The following is a 15786-nucleotide window of genomic DNA, read 5'->3' on the forward strand; positions in this document are numbered from 1 at the left end:
GGTGAGGGGGTTCGGACGGTGGGCGGTTCAGACGGTGAAGCGGTCGGGGTCGGCCTCGCGCCAGTCGCGGGCCCAGGACTGCGGCGGGTCGTCCAGCAGGCGGCCCGGTGCCATCGGCGGGTGCAGGTCGGCGTAGGAGCGGACGGTCTGCTGGTCCAGGCGGCGGCGCAGCATCCGCGGGTGCAGGTCGGCGGGGTCGTCGACGCCCATCGAGGCCATGATCTGGAGGGCGCTCTTGACGGTCGCCTCCTGGTAGCGGGCGACCCGCTGCGACTTGTCGCCGACGTGCAGGGCCCGGGCCCGGCGCGGGTCCTGGGTGGTGACGCCGACCGGGCAGGTGTTGGTGTGGCAGCGCTGGGCCTGGATGCAGCCGATCGCGAACATCATGGCCCGGGCCGCGTTGGTGTAGTCGGCGCCCTGGATCAGCCGCTTGACCAGGTCGCTGCCGGTGGCGACCTTGCCGCTGGCGCCGATCCGGACGCGGTCCCGCAGGCCGGTGCCCAGCAGCGCGTCGTGCACCGTGAGCAGGCCCTCGGTGAGCGGCATCCCGACGTGGTCGGCGAACTCCAGCGGAGCCGCGCCGGTGCCGCCCTCGGCGCCGTCGACCACGATGAAGTCCGGGGTGACGCCCTCCGCCAGCATCGCCTTGCACACCGCCAGGAACTGCTGCCGCGAGCCGACGCACAGCTTGAAGCCGACCGGTTTGCCGTCCGCCAGCTCCCGCATCCGGGCCAGGAACAGCACCAGTTCGCGCGGGGTGGAGAAGACCCGGTGGTACGGCGGCGAGATGACCGTCTTGCCCTCCGGCACGCCGCGCACCTTGGCGATCTCGGCGTTGACCTTGGCGCCGGGCAGCACCCCGCCGATGCCCGGCTTGGCGCCCTGTCCGAGTTTCAGCGACAGGCACTTGACCTGCGGGTGGGCGGCCTTCTCGGCGAACTGGGCCGGGTCGAAGCCGCCGTCCTCGGTGCGGCAGCCGAAGTAGCCGGTGCCGAGCTCCCAGACCAGGTCGCCGCCCGGCCGCAGGTGGTACTCGGACAGGCCGCCCTCGCCGGTGTCGTGCGCGAAGCCGCCCTGCGCCGCGCCGGTGTTCAGCGCCAGCACGGCGTTGGCCGAGAGCGAGCCGAAGCTCATCGCGGAGACGTTGAGCAGCGCCATGTCGTAGGGCCGGGTGCAGTCCGGGCCGCCGATCCGGACCCGGGGCGCCTCCTTCGGCACCGCGACCGGGGCCAGCGACGGGACGAGGAACTCCCGGCCGGGCTCGTACAGGTCCAGCTCGGTGCCGAACGGCTCCTCGGCGTCGGTGCCCTTGGCCCGCTCGTAGACGATGCTCCGGGTATCCCGGTTGAAGGGGCGGCCGTCCACGTTGCGCTCGACGAAGTACTGCTGCACCTCGGGCCGGATGTCCTCCAGCGCGAACCGCAGGTGCCCCAGCACCGGGTAGTTGCGCAGCACCGAGTGCCGGGTCTGCACCACGTCGGCGACCGCCAGCGCCGCCAGCGCCAGTAGCGGCACCGCCAGGAACCACCACCACGGCGACACCGTCGACGCCACCACCGCGGCCGCCGCCGCTCCGCACCCCAGCAAGGCCACCCACAGGAATCTCAGCACGGTGGGCGTCTAACCGGATCACCGGATCGCAGTCCTCCCGCGGCCGGCCCGGAACGCGGAAGAAGGGCAGGTCAGGCGGCGGCAAAGGGTGGGCAAAGGGTCGGCAAGGGGCGGGCGTCGGGCCCGTGCTCCCGGTGCCGCGCGGGGGTGCCCCCGGGCGGTGTCCGAGCGGCCCCCGTGGGTCCGGTCGGCCGGGGTTCAGGCCGGCGGGTGGCTGATCAGGCGGCCGTCCGGGGTGGCGGCGAGCAGGCGGCCGGCGTGGGCGGCCAGCGCGGTGGCCGGGGGGAAGGGCGCGGCCGGGCGGAAGGGTTCGTCGGTGCGGACGGGCGGGCGGCTGAGCAGGCCGTCGGGGCCGAGGGCGTACAGCCGGGCGTTGAGGACGGTCAGGGCGGTGGCCTTCCCGGCGCCGCCGAGCGCCGTCCAGGGGGCGTCGGGGAGCTGGGCGGGGCGGTGGTGCAGGGTGTCGTCGTGCGGGGTGAGGGCGAACAGGGTGGTGTCGCACAGGGCGAGCGCGGCCGTTCCGGCGGGCACCGGTCCGGCGTCCCGCCAGGGGGAGGGGCCGGTGACGGGGTCGCGGTGGACGAGGCGGTCCTCGGTGGTCACGGCGAGCAGGGCGAGCGGGACGGGACGGCAGGCTTCGCGGGGGGCGGTCAGGCAGCGCAGCTCGACGGGGGCGGAGGCGGAGGCGGGATCGGAGACGGGGCCGGGGTCGGGGTCGGGGTCGGCACAGGGCTGCCAGGGCAGGTTCTGCTCGGACGGTTCGCGGTGCAGCAGGGTGCGTCCGTCGGCGGCGAGGGCGAACAGGGTGCCCTCGCAGGCGGCGAGGGCACGCAGCGCGGGGGCCGGGCCGACGGTGTGCCAGCGGGGGGCGGGGACGGTGCCGGAGAGCCGGTCGAGGACGTTGCGGGTGACCCGGTCGACGGCCGGGTCGTCCAGCGCCCGGCCCCAGTTGATGGTGGCCGCGTTGAAGACCGTCCCGGCGCCGAGCCGGTGCACGCCCAGGGTGGCCCAGCCGCCCTGGCCGTAGCTGCGCCAGTGGCGCAGGTCGGCGGTGGCGAGGACGGCGAAGGAGCGCGGGGTGCCGTCGCGGCCGGTGGGCCGGGGGACGCCGAGGGACCAGTCGAGTTCGGCGGCGTCGGTCTCGTAGCCGAGGGCGCCGCGGGCGAAGGTGTCGCCGTCGGACAGGCCGGTGCCCTCGAACACCCAGTGGTCGGCGAACCGGACGGTGTACGCCTCCTCGCCGATGACGGCCATGCCCTCGCCCCAGGCGCCCGCGCCGTTGCGGAAGCTGACGCCGGTCATGGTGTTCTCCGGGCGGTCGACCGGCGCGGAGGACCACTCGACGGTGGCCCGGGCGGGGTCGGTGGCGGCGACGGGGTCGGCGGCGGCGTCCCGGTGGCAGACCATGGTGCGTCCGCCGTCCTCCAGCCGGATCTGCCACCAGGCGGTGTTCCCGGCGAACACGGCGAGGTTGCCGCCGCGGCGGACGAAGCCCTCGACGCTGTCGCGCATCCCGGCGGTCCAGTACTCGTCGTGGCCGTTGACCACCAGCAGCCGGTGGGCGGAGAGCAGTTCGCCGCCGTCGTCCAGGTCGAATCCGGAGCAGAACTCGACCGGGCGGCCGGTGCGGTGCAGCCAGTGCAGCAGCGGTTCCTCCCAGCGCTCGGGCGGCGGGCCGCCGCCGGGGGCGTCCAGCGCCACCCGGGCGGCCCGGTCGGGCTGTTCGGCGTAGTAGAGGCTCCGGCCGGGCTGGCCGGACCGGTGGTAGGCCCGCCAGGTGGCGAACGGGACGGAGACCAGGACCGGGGCGGCCGGGCGGGCGGCCCGGACGGCGAACCACACCTCGTGCTCGGCGTCGCGCTCCGGCTCGGGCTGCTCGGGGCGCAGGTCGTGGAAGCTGGCCCGGTAGAGCGAACTGGGCCAGTGCGCGGGGACGGTGAGCTCCCAGTGGGTGCCCCGGAGGTCCGCGGCGGCGCGCACCCGGCCGGCCACCACGTCGGTGACCAGGACCCGCCCGGTGAGCGGGCCGCCGTCGCCGGCGGTCACCTCGAAGCGCATCCGGCCGCCCTGCGGGCACGAGGTGGCCCCGTCCGCGGCCCGGGCGACCGGGCGGGGCACCGGGCCGGGTCCGGCCGTCGGGACGCCCGGGGGCGTCGCGGCGCCCCCGGTCACCGCAGCGCCTCCCGCAGCCGGGCCACCCGGGGCGGGCGGCCCGCCGCCGAGTCGACGATCACGTCCTCCAGGGCGCGCAGGTGGGCGTGGATCGCGGCCTTGGGCAGGTACGCGGTGTCCGCGGTGAGCGTGACGGTGAGGGTGTCGCCGTCGCCGGTGAGGTGCAGGCAGTAGCGGCAGGCCACCCGGTCCTGGGTGGCCGGGAAGTCCAGCGCGGTGCGCCGGCGCAGCCCGGCCAGGGTGGCGGCGTCCAGCGGGCCGGTGGCGGGCGGGCGGTCGACCAGGCGCATGTCGTTGAAGCAGCAGTAGGGGTGGACCTCCGTGCCGCGTTCGCGGGCGGCGCGGGCCAGCAGGGCGTCCCAGGCCACCGGGTCGTAGGAGGCGGCGCGGTAGCCGGCCAGCGCGGCGGGCCAGGCGTCCGCCAGCAGGTCGGTGAGGACGGCGTCCGGGTCGTCGGGGGTGCGCAGCACGAACAGGGCGTCCTGCGAGAGGGTGCTGACCAGGGTGCGCCGGTCGGCTCCGGCGCGGTTCCCGGCGATCGGCATGACGGCCGCCGTCCGGTGGCCCCGGTCGGCGGCGACCAGCGCGGCGGCGGCGGTGAGCAGCACGGTGGAGCCGCTGACCCGGTGGGCGAGGGCCAGCGCGTCCACCGCCCGGGGCAGCGCGGCGGACACCAGTCGGCCGGTCCAGTAGCGCGGGTGCTCGGGGGCGGCGACGGGCGCGGGGAACATGGTGGGCGGGGCGGCGGCCAGCCCGTCGGCCCAGAACGCGAGGGCCGCCTCGCCGGCCCGGCGGCCCGCCGGGGAGTGCTGGTGGTGCGCCAGGTCGTGCGGGGTCCGGGGGGAGGCCGGTCCGGCGGAGCCGCGCCGGACCAGCAGCCGCAGGTCCCGGACCAGGACCTCGGCGCCGTGGCCGTCGGAGGCCAGGTGGCACAGGGCGAGCACGACGTGGCTGATCCGCCCGTCGTGGCGCACCGCGCCGAAGCGGACCGGCCACTCCCCCGCGTAGTCGAAGCGGCGGGCGGTGAGTTCGGCGAGCAGGCCGTCGGCGGTGCGGGCGGCCGTGTCGGCGTCGGGGGCGTCGCGGAGGTCGACGGTGATCCGGCCCGCGCCGTGCAGCTGTTGGCGGGGGCCGTCGGCGATCCGGGTGCGCAGTGCCTCGTGCCGGTGCACGAGGGCGGCCAGTGCGGCGGCGAGCCGGGGGGCGTCCACGGGGGCGCCCCGGTCGGCGAGCGGGAGGACGCGGCCCAGGTTGAAGTAGTGGTCGTTGGGCGCGGTGCGGCCGATGGCGTGCCAGATCGCCCGCTGTCCCCAGGTGAGCGGCGCCTCGCCGGTCCGCCCGCCGGCGAACGGCACCTCCAGGGCGGTCACGGGGTGCCGCCGAGCTCCCGCACCCGCGCGGTGAGCCCGTCGAGGTCCGTCGTGTACAGGGTGCGGTCGGCCAGGTCGACCAGGATGCCGAACTCCTCCTCCAGGCTGTCGGCGAGCCGCAGCAGGGCGAGCGAGCTGACGCCGAGCGCGGCGAGCGGCACGTCGGCGGAGCCGAGGAGTTCGGGGGTGCCGACGGCGCCGTCGGTGGCGCGGGAGACCAGGTCGGCGACGCGGTCGTGCAGGTCGCTCATCGGGCGTCCTCGCGGGCGTCCGGGTGGCCGGCCAGGCGGCGGCGCAGGCTGAGCGGGCGGATGTCCGGCCAGACCCGGTCCACGTGGGCGGTGCACTCGGCCTCGGTGCCGGCGAAGCCCTCGGCGCGCCAGCCGGCGGGCAGCGGCGCGCCGTCGGGCCACAGGGCGTGCTGCTCCTCGTCGTTGACGGCGACGACGTAGCGGATCTCGTTGCTCACGGGGTGGCTCCTTGCAGGGCGCGGACGGCGGCGGCGACGCCGCGGGCGGTGGGTTCGTCGAAGAAGACGTCGAGCGGGACGTCGACGCCGAGGGTGCGGGAGACGCGGGCGGCGATCGCGGTGATGGTCAGCGAGTGGCCGCCCAGGTCGAAGAGGTCCTCGTCGGGGCCGAGGTCGTCCAGTTCGAGGACGTCGGCCCAGATGGCGAGCACCGCGGCGAGCACGGCGTCCTCGGGCCCGGCGTCCCCGGTTCCGGTGTTCGTGCTCCCGGCGTTCGTGCTCCCGGTGTTCTCGCTCCCGGCGGCGGGCGCGGGGTCGGGGCGGGCGGGCCCGGGGTCGGGCAGCGCGGCCCGGTCGAGCTTGCCGTTGGGGGTGAGCGGGAGGGTGTCCAGGACGGCGTAGGCGTTCGGCAGGACGGCGGCGGGCAGGACGGCGGCCAGGTGGGCGCGGAGTTCGGCCGGGTCGGGTGCCGGGCCGGCCGGGACGACGTAGGCGACCAGCCGGTCCGCTCCGCGCAGGGCGGCGGCGGCCCGGGCGACGCCGGGGTGGGTGGCGAGGCGGGCCTCGACCGCGCCGAGTTCGAGGCGGTGGCCGCGGAGCTTGACCTGGGTGTCGGCGCGGCCCAGGTACTCCAGGGCGCCGTCGGGCGCGCGGCGCACCAGGTCTCCGGTGCGGTACATCCGGGCTCCCGGCGGCCCGTACGGGTCGGGCCGGAAGCGGCTCGCGGTGAGGCCGGGGCGGCCTCGGTAGCCGTGGGCGACGCCGTCCCCGGCCAGGTGGAGTTCGCCGGGGACGCCGTACGGGACGGGGCGCAGCCGCTGGTCGAGGACGTAGGCCCGGGTGTTGTCCAGGGGTTCGCCGAGGGTGACGGCGCCGTGCTCGTCGAGGGCCGGGTCGGCGCAGGTGGACCAGATGGTGGTCTCGGTGGGGCCGTAGACGTTGACCAGCCGGGCGGTGGCGGCGGTCAGGGCGGCGGCGAGCGGGGCGGGCAGGGCCTCGCCGCCGGTGAGGGCGGTGAGGGCGGTGTCGGCGAGTCCGGCGTCCAGCAGCAGCTGCCAGCCGCTGGGGGTGGCCTGGACGTGGGTGATCCGCTGTTCGCGGAGCAGGGCGAGCAGGGCGGGGCCGTCGCGGTGGGCGCCGGGCGGGGCGAGGACGACCCGGGCGCCGGTGGTCAGCGGCAGCAGGAGTTCCACGGCGGAGATGTCGAAGGCGAGCGAGGTGAGGGCGAGCCAGCGGTCGGCGGGGGTGGCGCCGAGCCGGTCGCGCAGGCTGCCGAGGACGTTGGCCAGCGCGGAGTGCGGGACTTCGACGCCCTTGGGGCGGCCGGTGGTGCCGGAGGTGTAGAGGACGTAGGCGGGCAGCGCGGGGTCGGGCGCCGGGGGCAGCGGGGGCGTGCCGGCGTCGGCGGGGGCGAGGTCGGCGGGGGTGAGGTCGCCGGGCTGCTCCGGGCGGTCGGTGATCCGCAGGGCGAGCCGGGCGTCGTCGCGGACGAAGGCCAGGTGGGCGGCCGGGTAGTCGGGGTCGAGCGGGAGGTGGGCGGCGCCGGTGGCCAGCACGGCCAGCACGGCGACGAGTTGGTCCAGGCCGCGGGGCAGCGCGATGCCGACCGTGCGGCCGGGCCCGGCGCCGTGCCGGGTGAGGGCGGCGGCGGCGTGGGCGACCAGGCGGGCCAGTTCGCCGTACGTCACGGGCGTGCCGTCGGCGACGGCGGCGACCGCGTCGGGGTGGGCGGCGGCGCGGGCGGCGAACCGGGCGGGGACGGTGGTGGCGGGCAGGTCGGGGCGGGGGGCGGGGGCGGCGAGCTGGGCGGCGCGTTCGTCGGGGGCCAGGAACTCCAGGGCGGCGACGGGCGTGTCGGGGGCGGCGTGGGCGGCGTCCAGCAGTGCCGTGTAGTGCCCGGCGATCCGGGCGGCGGTGGCGGCGTCCAGCGCGCCGGTGCGGTACTGGAGGCTGCCGAGGACCTCCTCGCCGCAGTCGACCAGGTGGAGGTGGAGCAGGTTGCGGGCGGTGCCGGCGAAGCCGGTCCAGCCGACCCGGGCGGTGAGCGGCCCGAAGTCCGGGGCGGCGGCGGCCGGGCGGCGGCGGTAGCTGACCGACAGCGGGGTGAGCGCGGTGCGGGGGGTCAGGCCCGGGACGGCGCGGCCCAGCGGGACGGCGCGGTGGGCGTACAGGGCGCGCAGTTCGGCCCGGACGGTGCGGGTCCAGTCGGCGAAGGTCCGGTCGGCGGGTTCGCCGGGGCGCAGCGGCAGTTCGTTGACGGCGAGGCCGAGGGCGACGGGGTCGCCGGGGCGGCGCAGCGAGAGTTCGACGGCGGTGGTGGGCGCGGGGTCGCCGTAGCGGGCCAGCAGGGCGTGCCAGGCGGCGGTGAGGAGTTCGAAGCGGGTGACGCCGAGGGCGCGGGCGGTGTCGGCGCAGCGGCGCCCGTCGAGCCGGAAGGCGGCTTCGGCGCCGGGGGCGGGCCGGACGCCGCCGTCGGGCGGCGGGGCCAGGCCGGGCAGGACGGGCGCGGCGGGTTCCCGCCAGCGCGACGCCCAGTACGCGGTGGCGGCTTCCAGCGCGGGTGCTTCGAGGGCGGGGGTCGGCGGGTCGGCCGGGGCGGCGGCCGGGTCGAGCGGTTCGCCGCGGTAGGCGGTGGCGAGGTCGGCGACCAGGCGTTCCTTGGACTCGCCGTCCAGCACGAGGTGGTGGGCGGTGACCAGCAGCACGTGCCGTTCGGCCCCGGGGCGGAACAGCGCGAACCGGCAGAGCGGCCCGGTCGCGGGGTCGAACGGGGCGGCGCGCTCCTCGTCGAGCAGCTTGTCGAGGTCGGCGGGGGCGCAGTCGACCCGGCGCGGCGGGGCGACGGCGGCGGTGGGCGCGGCCGTGCCGTCAGGCGCGAACCGGGAGGCCAGGACGGGGTGGCGGGCGACGACGGCGGCGCAGGCCCGGTCGAGGGCGTCGGCGTCGAGCGGGCCGGTGAGGTCGAGGGTGACGGCGAGGTGGTAGGCGGTGCCGGTGTCGAGCGTGCGCCCGGTGAGCCAGACGCCGTGCTGGGCGGGGGTGAGCGGGGTGGTCATGGCGTGGCCTCGGGGGTGTCCGGAGTGGTGAGGGTGCGGCGCAGTTGGCGTTTGAGGACCTTGCCGCCCTCGTTGCGCGGCAGGGTGGTGCGGAAGTGCACGGTGGCGGGGAGTTCGTGGACGGCGAGGTGGTCGAGCAGGAAGGTGCGCAGCTCGGCCGCGGTCAGTTCGCCGTCCGGGACGACGACGGCGGCGACGACGCTGCCGAGCACCGGGTGCGGGACGCCGAAGGCGGCGGCGTCGGCGACCTTCGGGTGGGCGTGCAAGGCGTTCTCGACCTGGAGGGTGGAGACCTTGTGGGCACCGGACTTGACGACGTCGCGCTCCCGGTCGAGCAGGTGCAGGAACCCGTCGGCGTCCACCCGGCCCAGGTCGCCCATCCGCACCCAGCGGCCCCGGAACACCGCGCCGTCCCGCTCCCCCAGGTAGGCGCGCGGGGCGGCGGGCGAGCGCAGCCACAGCTCGCCGGGCTCCCCCGGCGCGACGGGGTGCCCGTCGGCGTCGGTGACGCGCAGTTCGGCGAGCGAGGCGGGGCGGCCCGGGGAGTCCGGGCGGGCCGGGTCGAACAGCAGGGTGACCTGGGCGGGGGCCGCCTCGGTCGAGGTGTAGTAGTTGACCAGCTGGGCCTTGCCGAACGCCCGGTCGAGGGCGAGCGCGACGGGCTGCGGCAGCGCGGCGGCGGTGGAGCCGACCAGCCGGACGGTGTCCAGGTCGCCGCGCTCGGCCGCGGCGGCCAGCGCCCGGGAGGCGAGCAGTTCGACGGCCGTCGCGGGGACGAGGAACACGCTGCCCACCGCGTGCTCGGCGATCAGCCGGACGAACCGGGCCGGGGTGAACTGCGGGGCGGTGACGCAGGCGGCGTGCGCGTTGAGCGCGTTGACCAGCATGGTCTGCCCGGCGTTGGTGCCGACCGGGAAGGCGTGCAGGAAGGTGCGGGAGTGCCGCAGCGGGCGGCGGCGCTCGTCGAGGGTGCAGCCGTGGACCAGGTTGGCGTGCCGGGCGGTGACGCCCTTGGGGGTGCCGGTCGTGCCGGAGGTGTACAGGATCTGCGCCGGGGCGTCCGGGTCGGGTTCGGGCAGGCCGGGGGTGCCGGGAATGGCGGGGTCGGCGGGGTCGGCGGGGTGGTGGGCGGTGGCGGTGGCGGTGGCCTCGGTGCGGGTGCGGACGCCGTCCGGGACGCCCGGCGGGCGGGGGCCGCCGTCGGCGTGCAGCAGGAGGCGGGCCCCGGCGTCGGTGAGGGCGTGCGCCGTCCCGGCGGGCGAGGCCCGGTCGGAGAGCGGCACGGCGACGGCGCCCGCCCGCAGCACGGCGAGGAACGCGACGGCGTACTCCGCCCAGCGGTCGGTGCCGAAGCAGAGCCCGACCCGGTCGCCGCTCCGGACGCCCTCGGCGCGCAGCGCGGCGGCCAGCGCCCCGGAACGGGCCTGCCAGGCGGCGAAGTCGAGCCGCTGCGCGCCGCAGACGACGGCGGTGCGCTCGCCGTGCGCGGCGGCCCGGTGCGCGAGCAGCGCGGGCAGGGTGGCGGGGGTGGCGGGGGTGGCGGGGACGGGGGTGCCGGGGAGGTGCGGGGCGGTGCTCATCGGGCCCCCGTCCCGGCCGCGCGGCGGGCGGCGGCGGTGCGGGCGCGTTCGCGCAGGCCGACCAGGTCGTCGGGTTCGGCGTCCGGGACGTCGCGGTCGAAGCGGGCGAGCACCGGCAGGCGCAGTCCGAGGGCGACCAGGGCGAGCATGGCGGCGGCGAACAGCAGGTACATCAGGGCGATGCCGCGGCCGGGGCCGGTGCCGATCAGCGGGCCGAAGACGGGGGCGAGCGCGCCGTCCGGTTCCATCAGCGGGCCGAACAGGGCGGAGCCGAGCGGGGCGATGACGCCGTGGCCGAGCGGGAGGGTGGACCAGGCGACCAGGGTGTTCAGGGCGAACACCCGGCCGTGGAACCGCTGGGCGACCTTGACCTGGACGATCGTCGCGTAGATGCCGTTGACCAGGGCCAGCGCGAAGGACATGCCGAACGCGCCGGCCGCCACCGTCCACAGGTTGGCCCGCAGCCCCTCCACCGCGCCCGCCAGGGCGAGGACGGCGGCCAGCGCGAGCATGCCGCGCAGCTTGTGGCGGCGCGGTCCGCCCCAGAAGCCCATCGTGACGCCGCCGAGGACCGCGCCCGCGCCGGCCGCGACCGCGACCCGGGCGGCGCCGCCGAGGTCGTCGAAGGAGAGCACCAGCGGGGTGGTGAGCAGGAACAGCGGGGAGAGGAAGACGTTCAGGCCGGCGAACCAGAGCAGCATCGCCCGGAAGCCGCGGTGGCGCCAGGAGAGGGCGATGCCGTGCCGGATCTCCGCGGTCAGCGACTCCCGGCGGGTCCAGGGCAGGGTCTTCGGGAAGCGGACGGCGAGCAGGACGGTGACGGCGACGGCGTAGGAGGCCACGTCGATGATCAGGATGCCGCGCAGGCCGATCGCGGCGAGCAGCGCCACGGCGGCCAGCGGGACGACGAACTGGGCTGTGCCGAAGGCGAGTTGGACGATGCCGTTGGCGTGGCCGAGGTGGCGTTTGGGCACCAGCTGCGGGACGGCGGAGGCGTACGCCAGGCGTTGGAAGGTGAGCGCGACGGACAGCACCGCGAGCAGCGCGTACACCTCCCAGGCGTACAGGCGGCCGGTGAGCAGCAGGGTCAGCAGTCCGGCCTGGGTGGCGCCGGCGGCGAGGTCGCCCAGCAGCATCACGCGGCGGCGGTCGAGGCGGTCGACCAGGGCGCCGGCGAGCGGGCCGACCAGGATGCCGGGGAGCATCGCGACCACGGCGTACAGCGCGAAGCGGGCCATCGACCCGGTCTCCAGCAGGATCCAGATCGGCAGGGCGAACTCGGTGAGCGCCGAGCCGGTGATGGAGGCGAGCTGGCCGACGACGACCCAGAGGAAGCGGCCCATGCCGGGCTGCGGGCCGTCCGCGTCGGCGGCCGGTTCCCGGCCCGCCGGGCCGTCCGCGGAGCCCTCCGCGGCGGGGGCCGTCTCGCCGTGGAACCACCAGGAGTTCTCCGGGTCCCGGCGCGGGAGGTCGGCGGTGGTGCCGTCGAGGAGCGCGCGGTGGACGGTGGTGACGGCGGCGGCGGTCTCGGCGGCCCGGTAGGCGATGAAGAAGTGGCCGCCCTCGTCCAGCACGGCGACCGCGGAGCGTTCGGCCAGCAGCAGCCACTCGCGGTAGCGCTCCTGGTAGAAGTCGGCGGCCGGGTCCTTGTCGCCGACCAGCGAGACCACGGGGGCGCGCAGCCGGGGCGCGCCGGCCTCGACCTCGGCCAGGGCACGGGTGAAGTAGTCCTCGGCGGCCCGGGTGTCGCGCCGCATGTTGCCGATGACGAACCGGACCTGGTCCTCGTCGAGTTCGGAGGTGTCGACGCCCATGCCGGTCAGCCAGTTGGCGTAGGAGCGGTCGCCGACCAGCGGTTCCAGCGCGGCGATCTTCCCGAGCGCGGCGAGCAGCCGGTTGCGCGGCCGGGCGAACGGGAACTGGGCGCCCGCGTAGACGGCCTCCAGTTCCCGGCCGGAGCCCTCCAGCAGGCGGGCCACGGCGACGGCGAGCGCGGTGCCGACGGCGCAGTGCCCGTAGACGACGAGCGGTCCGTCGACCTTCGCGCGCACCTCGGCGGCGACGGCCTCGGCGAGGTCGTCGAAGTCGAGGTGGTGTTCGGTGACGCCGAGGTCGTGGCCGGGGACGGCGACGGACCAGAGTTCGACGTCGGGCGGCAGCGCGTCGGCGACCGGCTGGTAGACGACGGCGCTGCCGCCGCCGTAGGGGACGCACACCAGGGTGAGGGTGCGGCGGGCGGCGGGGACGGCGCGGGTGAGGCGGTGCAGCAGGGCGCGCGGGCCGCTGGGCCGGTCGTCGGCGGCGGCGAGGGCGGCCAGGTCGCGGACGGTGCGGTGGGTGAACAGGTCCATCACGCCGACCGGGCGGGCGCCGATCGCGGTGAGCCGCTTGCGGGCCCTGGCGACGACCTGGGTGGCCAGCAGGGAGTGGCCGCCGAGGTCGAAGAAGTTCTCGTCGGTGCCGACCTCGGGCAGGTCGAGGACCTCGGCCCAGATCTCGGCGAGGACGGCCTCGGCGGGGGTGGCGGGCTCGGCCGCGCCGTCGGGGCGGTGGATGCGCGGGGCGGGCAGGGCGCGCCGGTCGAGTTTGCCGTTGGGGCTGAGCGGCAGGGCGGGCAGGGTGGTGAACGCGGCCGGGACCTGGTGGTCGGGGAGGGTGCGCTTGAGGGCGGCGCGCAGGGCCACCGGGTCGGGTTCCTCGGCGCCGGGGGCGAGGACCAGGTGGCCGACCAGGCGGTCCTGGTGCAGGACGACGGCGGCGTCGGCGATGCCGGGTTGGGCGCGCAGCGCGGCCTCGGTCTCGCCGGGTTCGATCCGCAGTCCGCGCAGTTTGACCTGGTCGTCGATCCGGCCCAGGTGTTCGAGGGTGCCGTCGGGGCGGCGGCGGGCCAGGTCGCCGGTGCGGTAGAGGCGGGAGCCGGGCGGGCCGTAGGGGTCGGGGACGAAGCGGGCCGCGGTGAGGCCGGGGCGGCGGTGGTAGCCGAGGGCGACGGCGGTGCCGCCGATGTGGAGTTCGCCGGGGGCGCCCGGGGGGACAGGGCGCAGCCGGGCGTCCAGGACGTACAGCCGGGTGTTGTCGACGGGAAGGCCGATCGGCACGGTGGTCAGCGGCCCGGCGCACTCCCAGGAGGAGACGTCGACGGCGGCCTCGGTGGGCCCGTACAGGTTGGCCAGGCGCAGGCCGGGCAGCCGGGCGGTCAGTTCGCGGGCGGCGTCCGGCGGGAGGGCCTCGCCGCTGCTGACGACGCGGCGCAGGGTGGTGCAGCGTTCGACGCCCTCCTCGGCGAGGAAGGCCCGCAGCATGGCGGGGACGAAGTGGGCGACGGTGACCCCGGCGGCGGCGATCAGGTCGCGCAGGTAGCCGCTGTCCTTCTGGCCGCCGGGCTTGGCGAGCACGATCCGGGCGCCGGTGGCCAGCGGCCAGAAGAACTCCCAGACCGACACGTCGAAGCCGGTGGGGGTCTTCTGCAGCACCGCGTCCCCGGGGCCGATCCGGTAGGCGTCCTGCATCCACTGGAGGCGGTTGGCGATCGCCCGGTGGGTGTTGGGGACGCCCTTGGGGCGGCCGGTGGAGCCGGAGGTGTAGATGACGTAGGCGGGGTCGTCGGGGGCGGGGCCGGCCGGGCGGGTGCGGGCCCGGGGCCACTCGGCCGGGTCGTCGAGCAGCAGGACGCGGGCCGCGCAGCCCGCCGGGACGGGCAGCTTGCGCTGGGTGAGCAGGACGGTGGCGTCGCTGTCGGCGAGCAGGAAGGCCAGGCGTTCGGCCGGGTAGTCGGGTTCCAGCGGGGTGTAGGCGGCGCCGGTGCGCAGCACGCCGAGCAGGCCGGCCACCAGGTCGGGCGAGCGTTCGGCGCTGACGGCGACCAGGCTGCCGGGGCCGACGCCCTCGGCGGCGAGCCGGGCGGCGATCCGGCCGGCCCGCTCGTCGAGTTGGCGGTAGGTCAGGGCGGGGCGGCCCTCGGTGGCGACGGCGACGGCGTCGGGGGTGCGGGCGGTCTGGGCGGCGACCAGGGCGGTCAGGGTGGTGGCCGGGCGGTCCACGGCGGTGTCGTTGAAGCGTTCGGTCTCGAACGCCCGCTCCTCGGGGGTGAGGGTGTCGAGGGCGGACAGCGGGGTGTCGGGCGCGTCGGCGACGGCGGCCAGCAGGCGGCCGAGGTGGTCGGCGAGGCGGGCGATGTCGGCCTCGTCGTACAGGTCGGTGTTGTAGTTGAACGAGCCGTTCAGGCCCTCGGGCCGTTCCTGGAGGAAGAGTTCGAGGTCGAAGCGGGTGCCGCTGGCCCGGACGCCGAACGGTTCGGCGGTGAGCGGCCCGGTGTCGGGGCCCTCGCCCTGGACGGCGTAGTTCTGCACCGCCAGGACGGCCTGGAAGACCGGCGGCCGGGAGACGTCCCGGGGCCAGTTGAGTTCGCTCACCAGCTGGGCGAACGGCAGGTCCTGGTGCCCGTAGGCGGTCAGGCAGGTCTCCCGGGTGCGGGCGAGCAGTTCGGCGAAGTCCGGGTCGCCCTCCAGCCGGGCGGGCAGCGCCAGGACGTTGACGAACATGCCGACCAGCGGCTCCAGTTCGGCCGCCGGGCGGCCGGCCACGGGTGAGCCGACCGCGAAGTCGGTGCGTCCGCTGTGGCGGGCCAGCAGCAGTTGGAAGGCGGCCAGCAGCACCATGTACGCGGTGGCGTCGTGGCGACGGCCCAGGGCGGTGAGGCGCTCCAGCAGGGGGCGCTCGACCCGGAACGCGTACCCGGCGCCCTCGAAGGTCTGGCGCGGCGGGCGCGGGCGGGCGAACGCCAGCTCCAGCGGCTCCACCCCGGCGAGTTCGGCGCCCCAGTGGGCGACCTCGGCGGCCAGCCGGTCGCCGCTCAGCTCCTGCCGCTGCCAGATCGCGAAGTCGCCGTACTGGACCGGGAGTTCGGGCAGCGGGTCGGGTGCGCCGGCGATCCGGGCGGCGTGGCCGCGCAGCACCTCGCCGAGCAGCACCTCGCTGGACCAGCCGTCGCTGACGCTGTGGTGCACGACCAGCAGCAGGACGTGGTCCTCGGCGGCGAGCCGGATCAGCCGGGCCCGCAGCAGCGGCCCGTGCTCCAGGTCGAACGGGACGGCGGCGTCCGCGTCCACGATCCGTTCGGCCGCCGCCTCGTCGGCGGCGTCGGTGACGGGCAGTTCGGCGGGGCCGGGCGGGTCGACGACCAGCAGCGGGCGGCCGTCCTCGGTGGCGGGGTAGCGGGAGCGCAGCGTCTCGTGCCGGGCGACGGCGGCGTCCAGGGCGGCGCGCAGGGCGTCCGGGTCGAGCGGGCCGCGCAGCCGGCGGACCACGGGGATGTTGTAGGCGGCGGTGCCCGGCGCGAACTGCTCCATGAACCAGAGCCGTTCCTGCGCGAAGGAGAGCGGGACGGGGGCGTCCTGGGTGCGCCGGGGGACGGTGGTGGTCCGGGCGGAGGGGCGGCCGGCCAGCCGGCGTCTGAGGAGTTCGCGCTTCGCGGCGGACAGCCCGGCCTTGGCGGGGGCGTCCGGGGTGGTGGTGTCGGGGCTCATGAC

Annotated in this window: 8 protein-coding genes; all 8 read right to left on the reverse strand. The window is 77.1% G+C overall.

The annotated features are described in order from the left end of the window. Window positions 1-27 precede the first annotated feature (27 nt). The gene (locus K353_RS00100; protein ID WP_111551816.1) at window positions 28-1608 is read right to left on the reverse strand and encodes an FMN-binding glutamate synthase family protein; all 1581 of its coding nucleotides are present in this window, start codon (window positions 1606-1608) and stop codon (window positions 28-30) included. A 201-nt stretch (window positions 1609-1809) separates the two neighbouring features. Beyond that, window positions 1810-3669, reverse strand: a complete 1860-nt coding sequence (locus K353_RS00105; RefSeq protein ID WP_111551817.1) for a N,N-dimethylformamidase beta subunit family domain-containing protein — start codon at window positions 3667-3669, stop codon at window positions 1810-1812. Window positions 3670-3779: 110 nt separating this feature from the next. Beyond that, window positions 3780-5153, reverse strand: a complete 1374-nt coding sequence (locus K353_RS00110; protein WP_111551466.1) for a condensation domain-containing protein — start codon at window positions 5151-5153, stop codon at window positions 3780-3782. Beyond that, window positions 5150-5404, reverse strand: coding sequence for an acyl carrier protein (locus K353_RS00115; protein WP_111551467.1), 255 nt, complete (start codon window positions 5402-5404; stop codon window positions 5150-5152). Before K353_RS00115 ends, K353_RS00110 begins: the two co-directional genes overlap by 4 nt. Beyond that, window positions 5401-5622: an MbtH family NRPS accessory protein gene (locus K353_RS00120; RefSeq protein ID WP_100838719.1), complete on the reverse strand. Its 222-nt coding sequence runs from the start codon at window positions 5620-5622 to the stop codon at window positions 5401-5403. Before K353_RS00120 ends, K353_RS00115 begins: the two co-directional genes overlap by 4 nt. Next, window positions 5619-8678: a non-ribosomal peptide synthetase gene (locus K353_RS00125; RefSeq protein WP_111551468.1), complete on the reverse strand. Its 3060-nt coding sequence runs from the start codon at window positions 8676-8678 to the stop codon at window positions 5619-5621. Before K353_RS00125 ends, K353_RS00120 begins: the two co-directional genes overlap by 4 nt. Beyond that, a complete protein-coding gene (locus tag K353_RS00130) occupies window positions 8675-10258 on the reverse strand; it encodes a class I adenylate-forming enzyme family protein (RefSeq protein WP_111551469.1) in 1584 nt (527 codons plus the stop codon). Before K353_RS00130 ends, K353_RS00125 begins: the two co-directional genes overlap by 4 nt. After that, window positions 10255-15783: a non-ribosomal peptide synthetase/MFS transporter gene (locus tag K353_RS00135; RefSeq protein ID WP_111551470.1), complete on the reverse strand. Its 5529-nt coding sequence runs from the start codon at window positions 15781-15783 to the stop codon at window positions 10255-10257. The genes K353_RS00130 and K353_RS00135 overlap by 4 nt, the downstream gene beginning before the upstream one ends. Between the last annotated feature and the right edge of the window lie 3 nt (window positions 15784-15786).

Origin of the sequence: Kitasatospora sp. SolWspMP-SS2h (assembly GCF_003259315.1) — a bacterium.
In the GTDB taxonomy this organism is placed as follows: Bacteria; Actinomycetota; Actinomycetes; order Streptomycetales; family Streptomycetaceae; genus Kitasatospora; species Kitasatospora fiedleri.

Coding starts and splice junctions, on each gene's coding strand:
- K353_RS00135 (WP_111551470.1), bottom strand. CDS start 15,783: ATGAGCCCCGACACCACCACCCCGGACGCCCCCGCCAAGGCCGGGCTG.
- K353_RS00130 (WP_111551469.1), bottom strand. CDS start 10,258: ATGAGCACCGCCCCGCACCTCCCCGGCACCCCCGTCCCCGCCACCCCC.
- K353_RS00125 (WP_111551468.1), bottom strand. CDS start 8,678: ATGACCACCCCGCTCACCCCCGCCCAGCACGGCGTCTGGCTCACCGGG.
- K353_RS00105 (WP_111551817.1), bottom strand. CDS start 3,669: ATGCGCTTCGAGGTGACCGCCGGCGACGGCGGCCCGCTCACCGGGCGG.
- K353_RS00115 (WP_111551467.1), bottom strand. CDS start 5,404: ATGAGCGACCTGCACGACCGCGTCGCCGACCTGGTCTCCCGCGCCACC.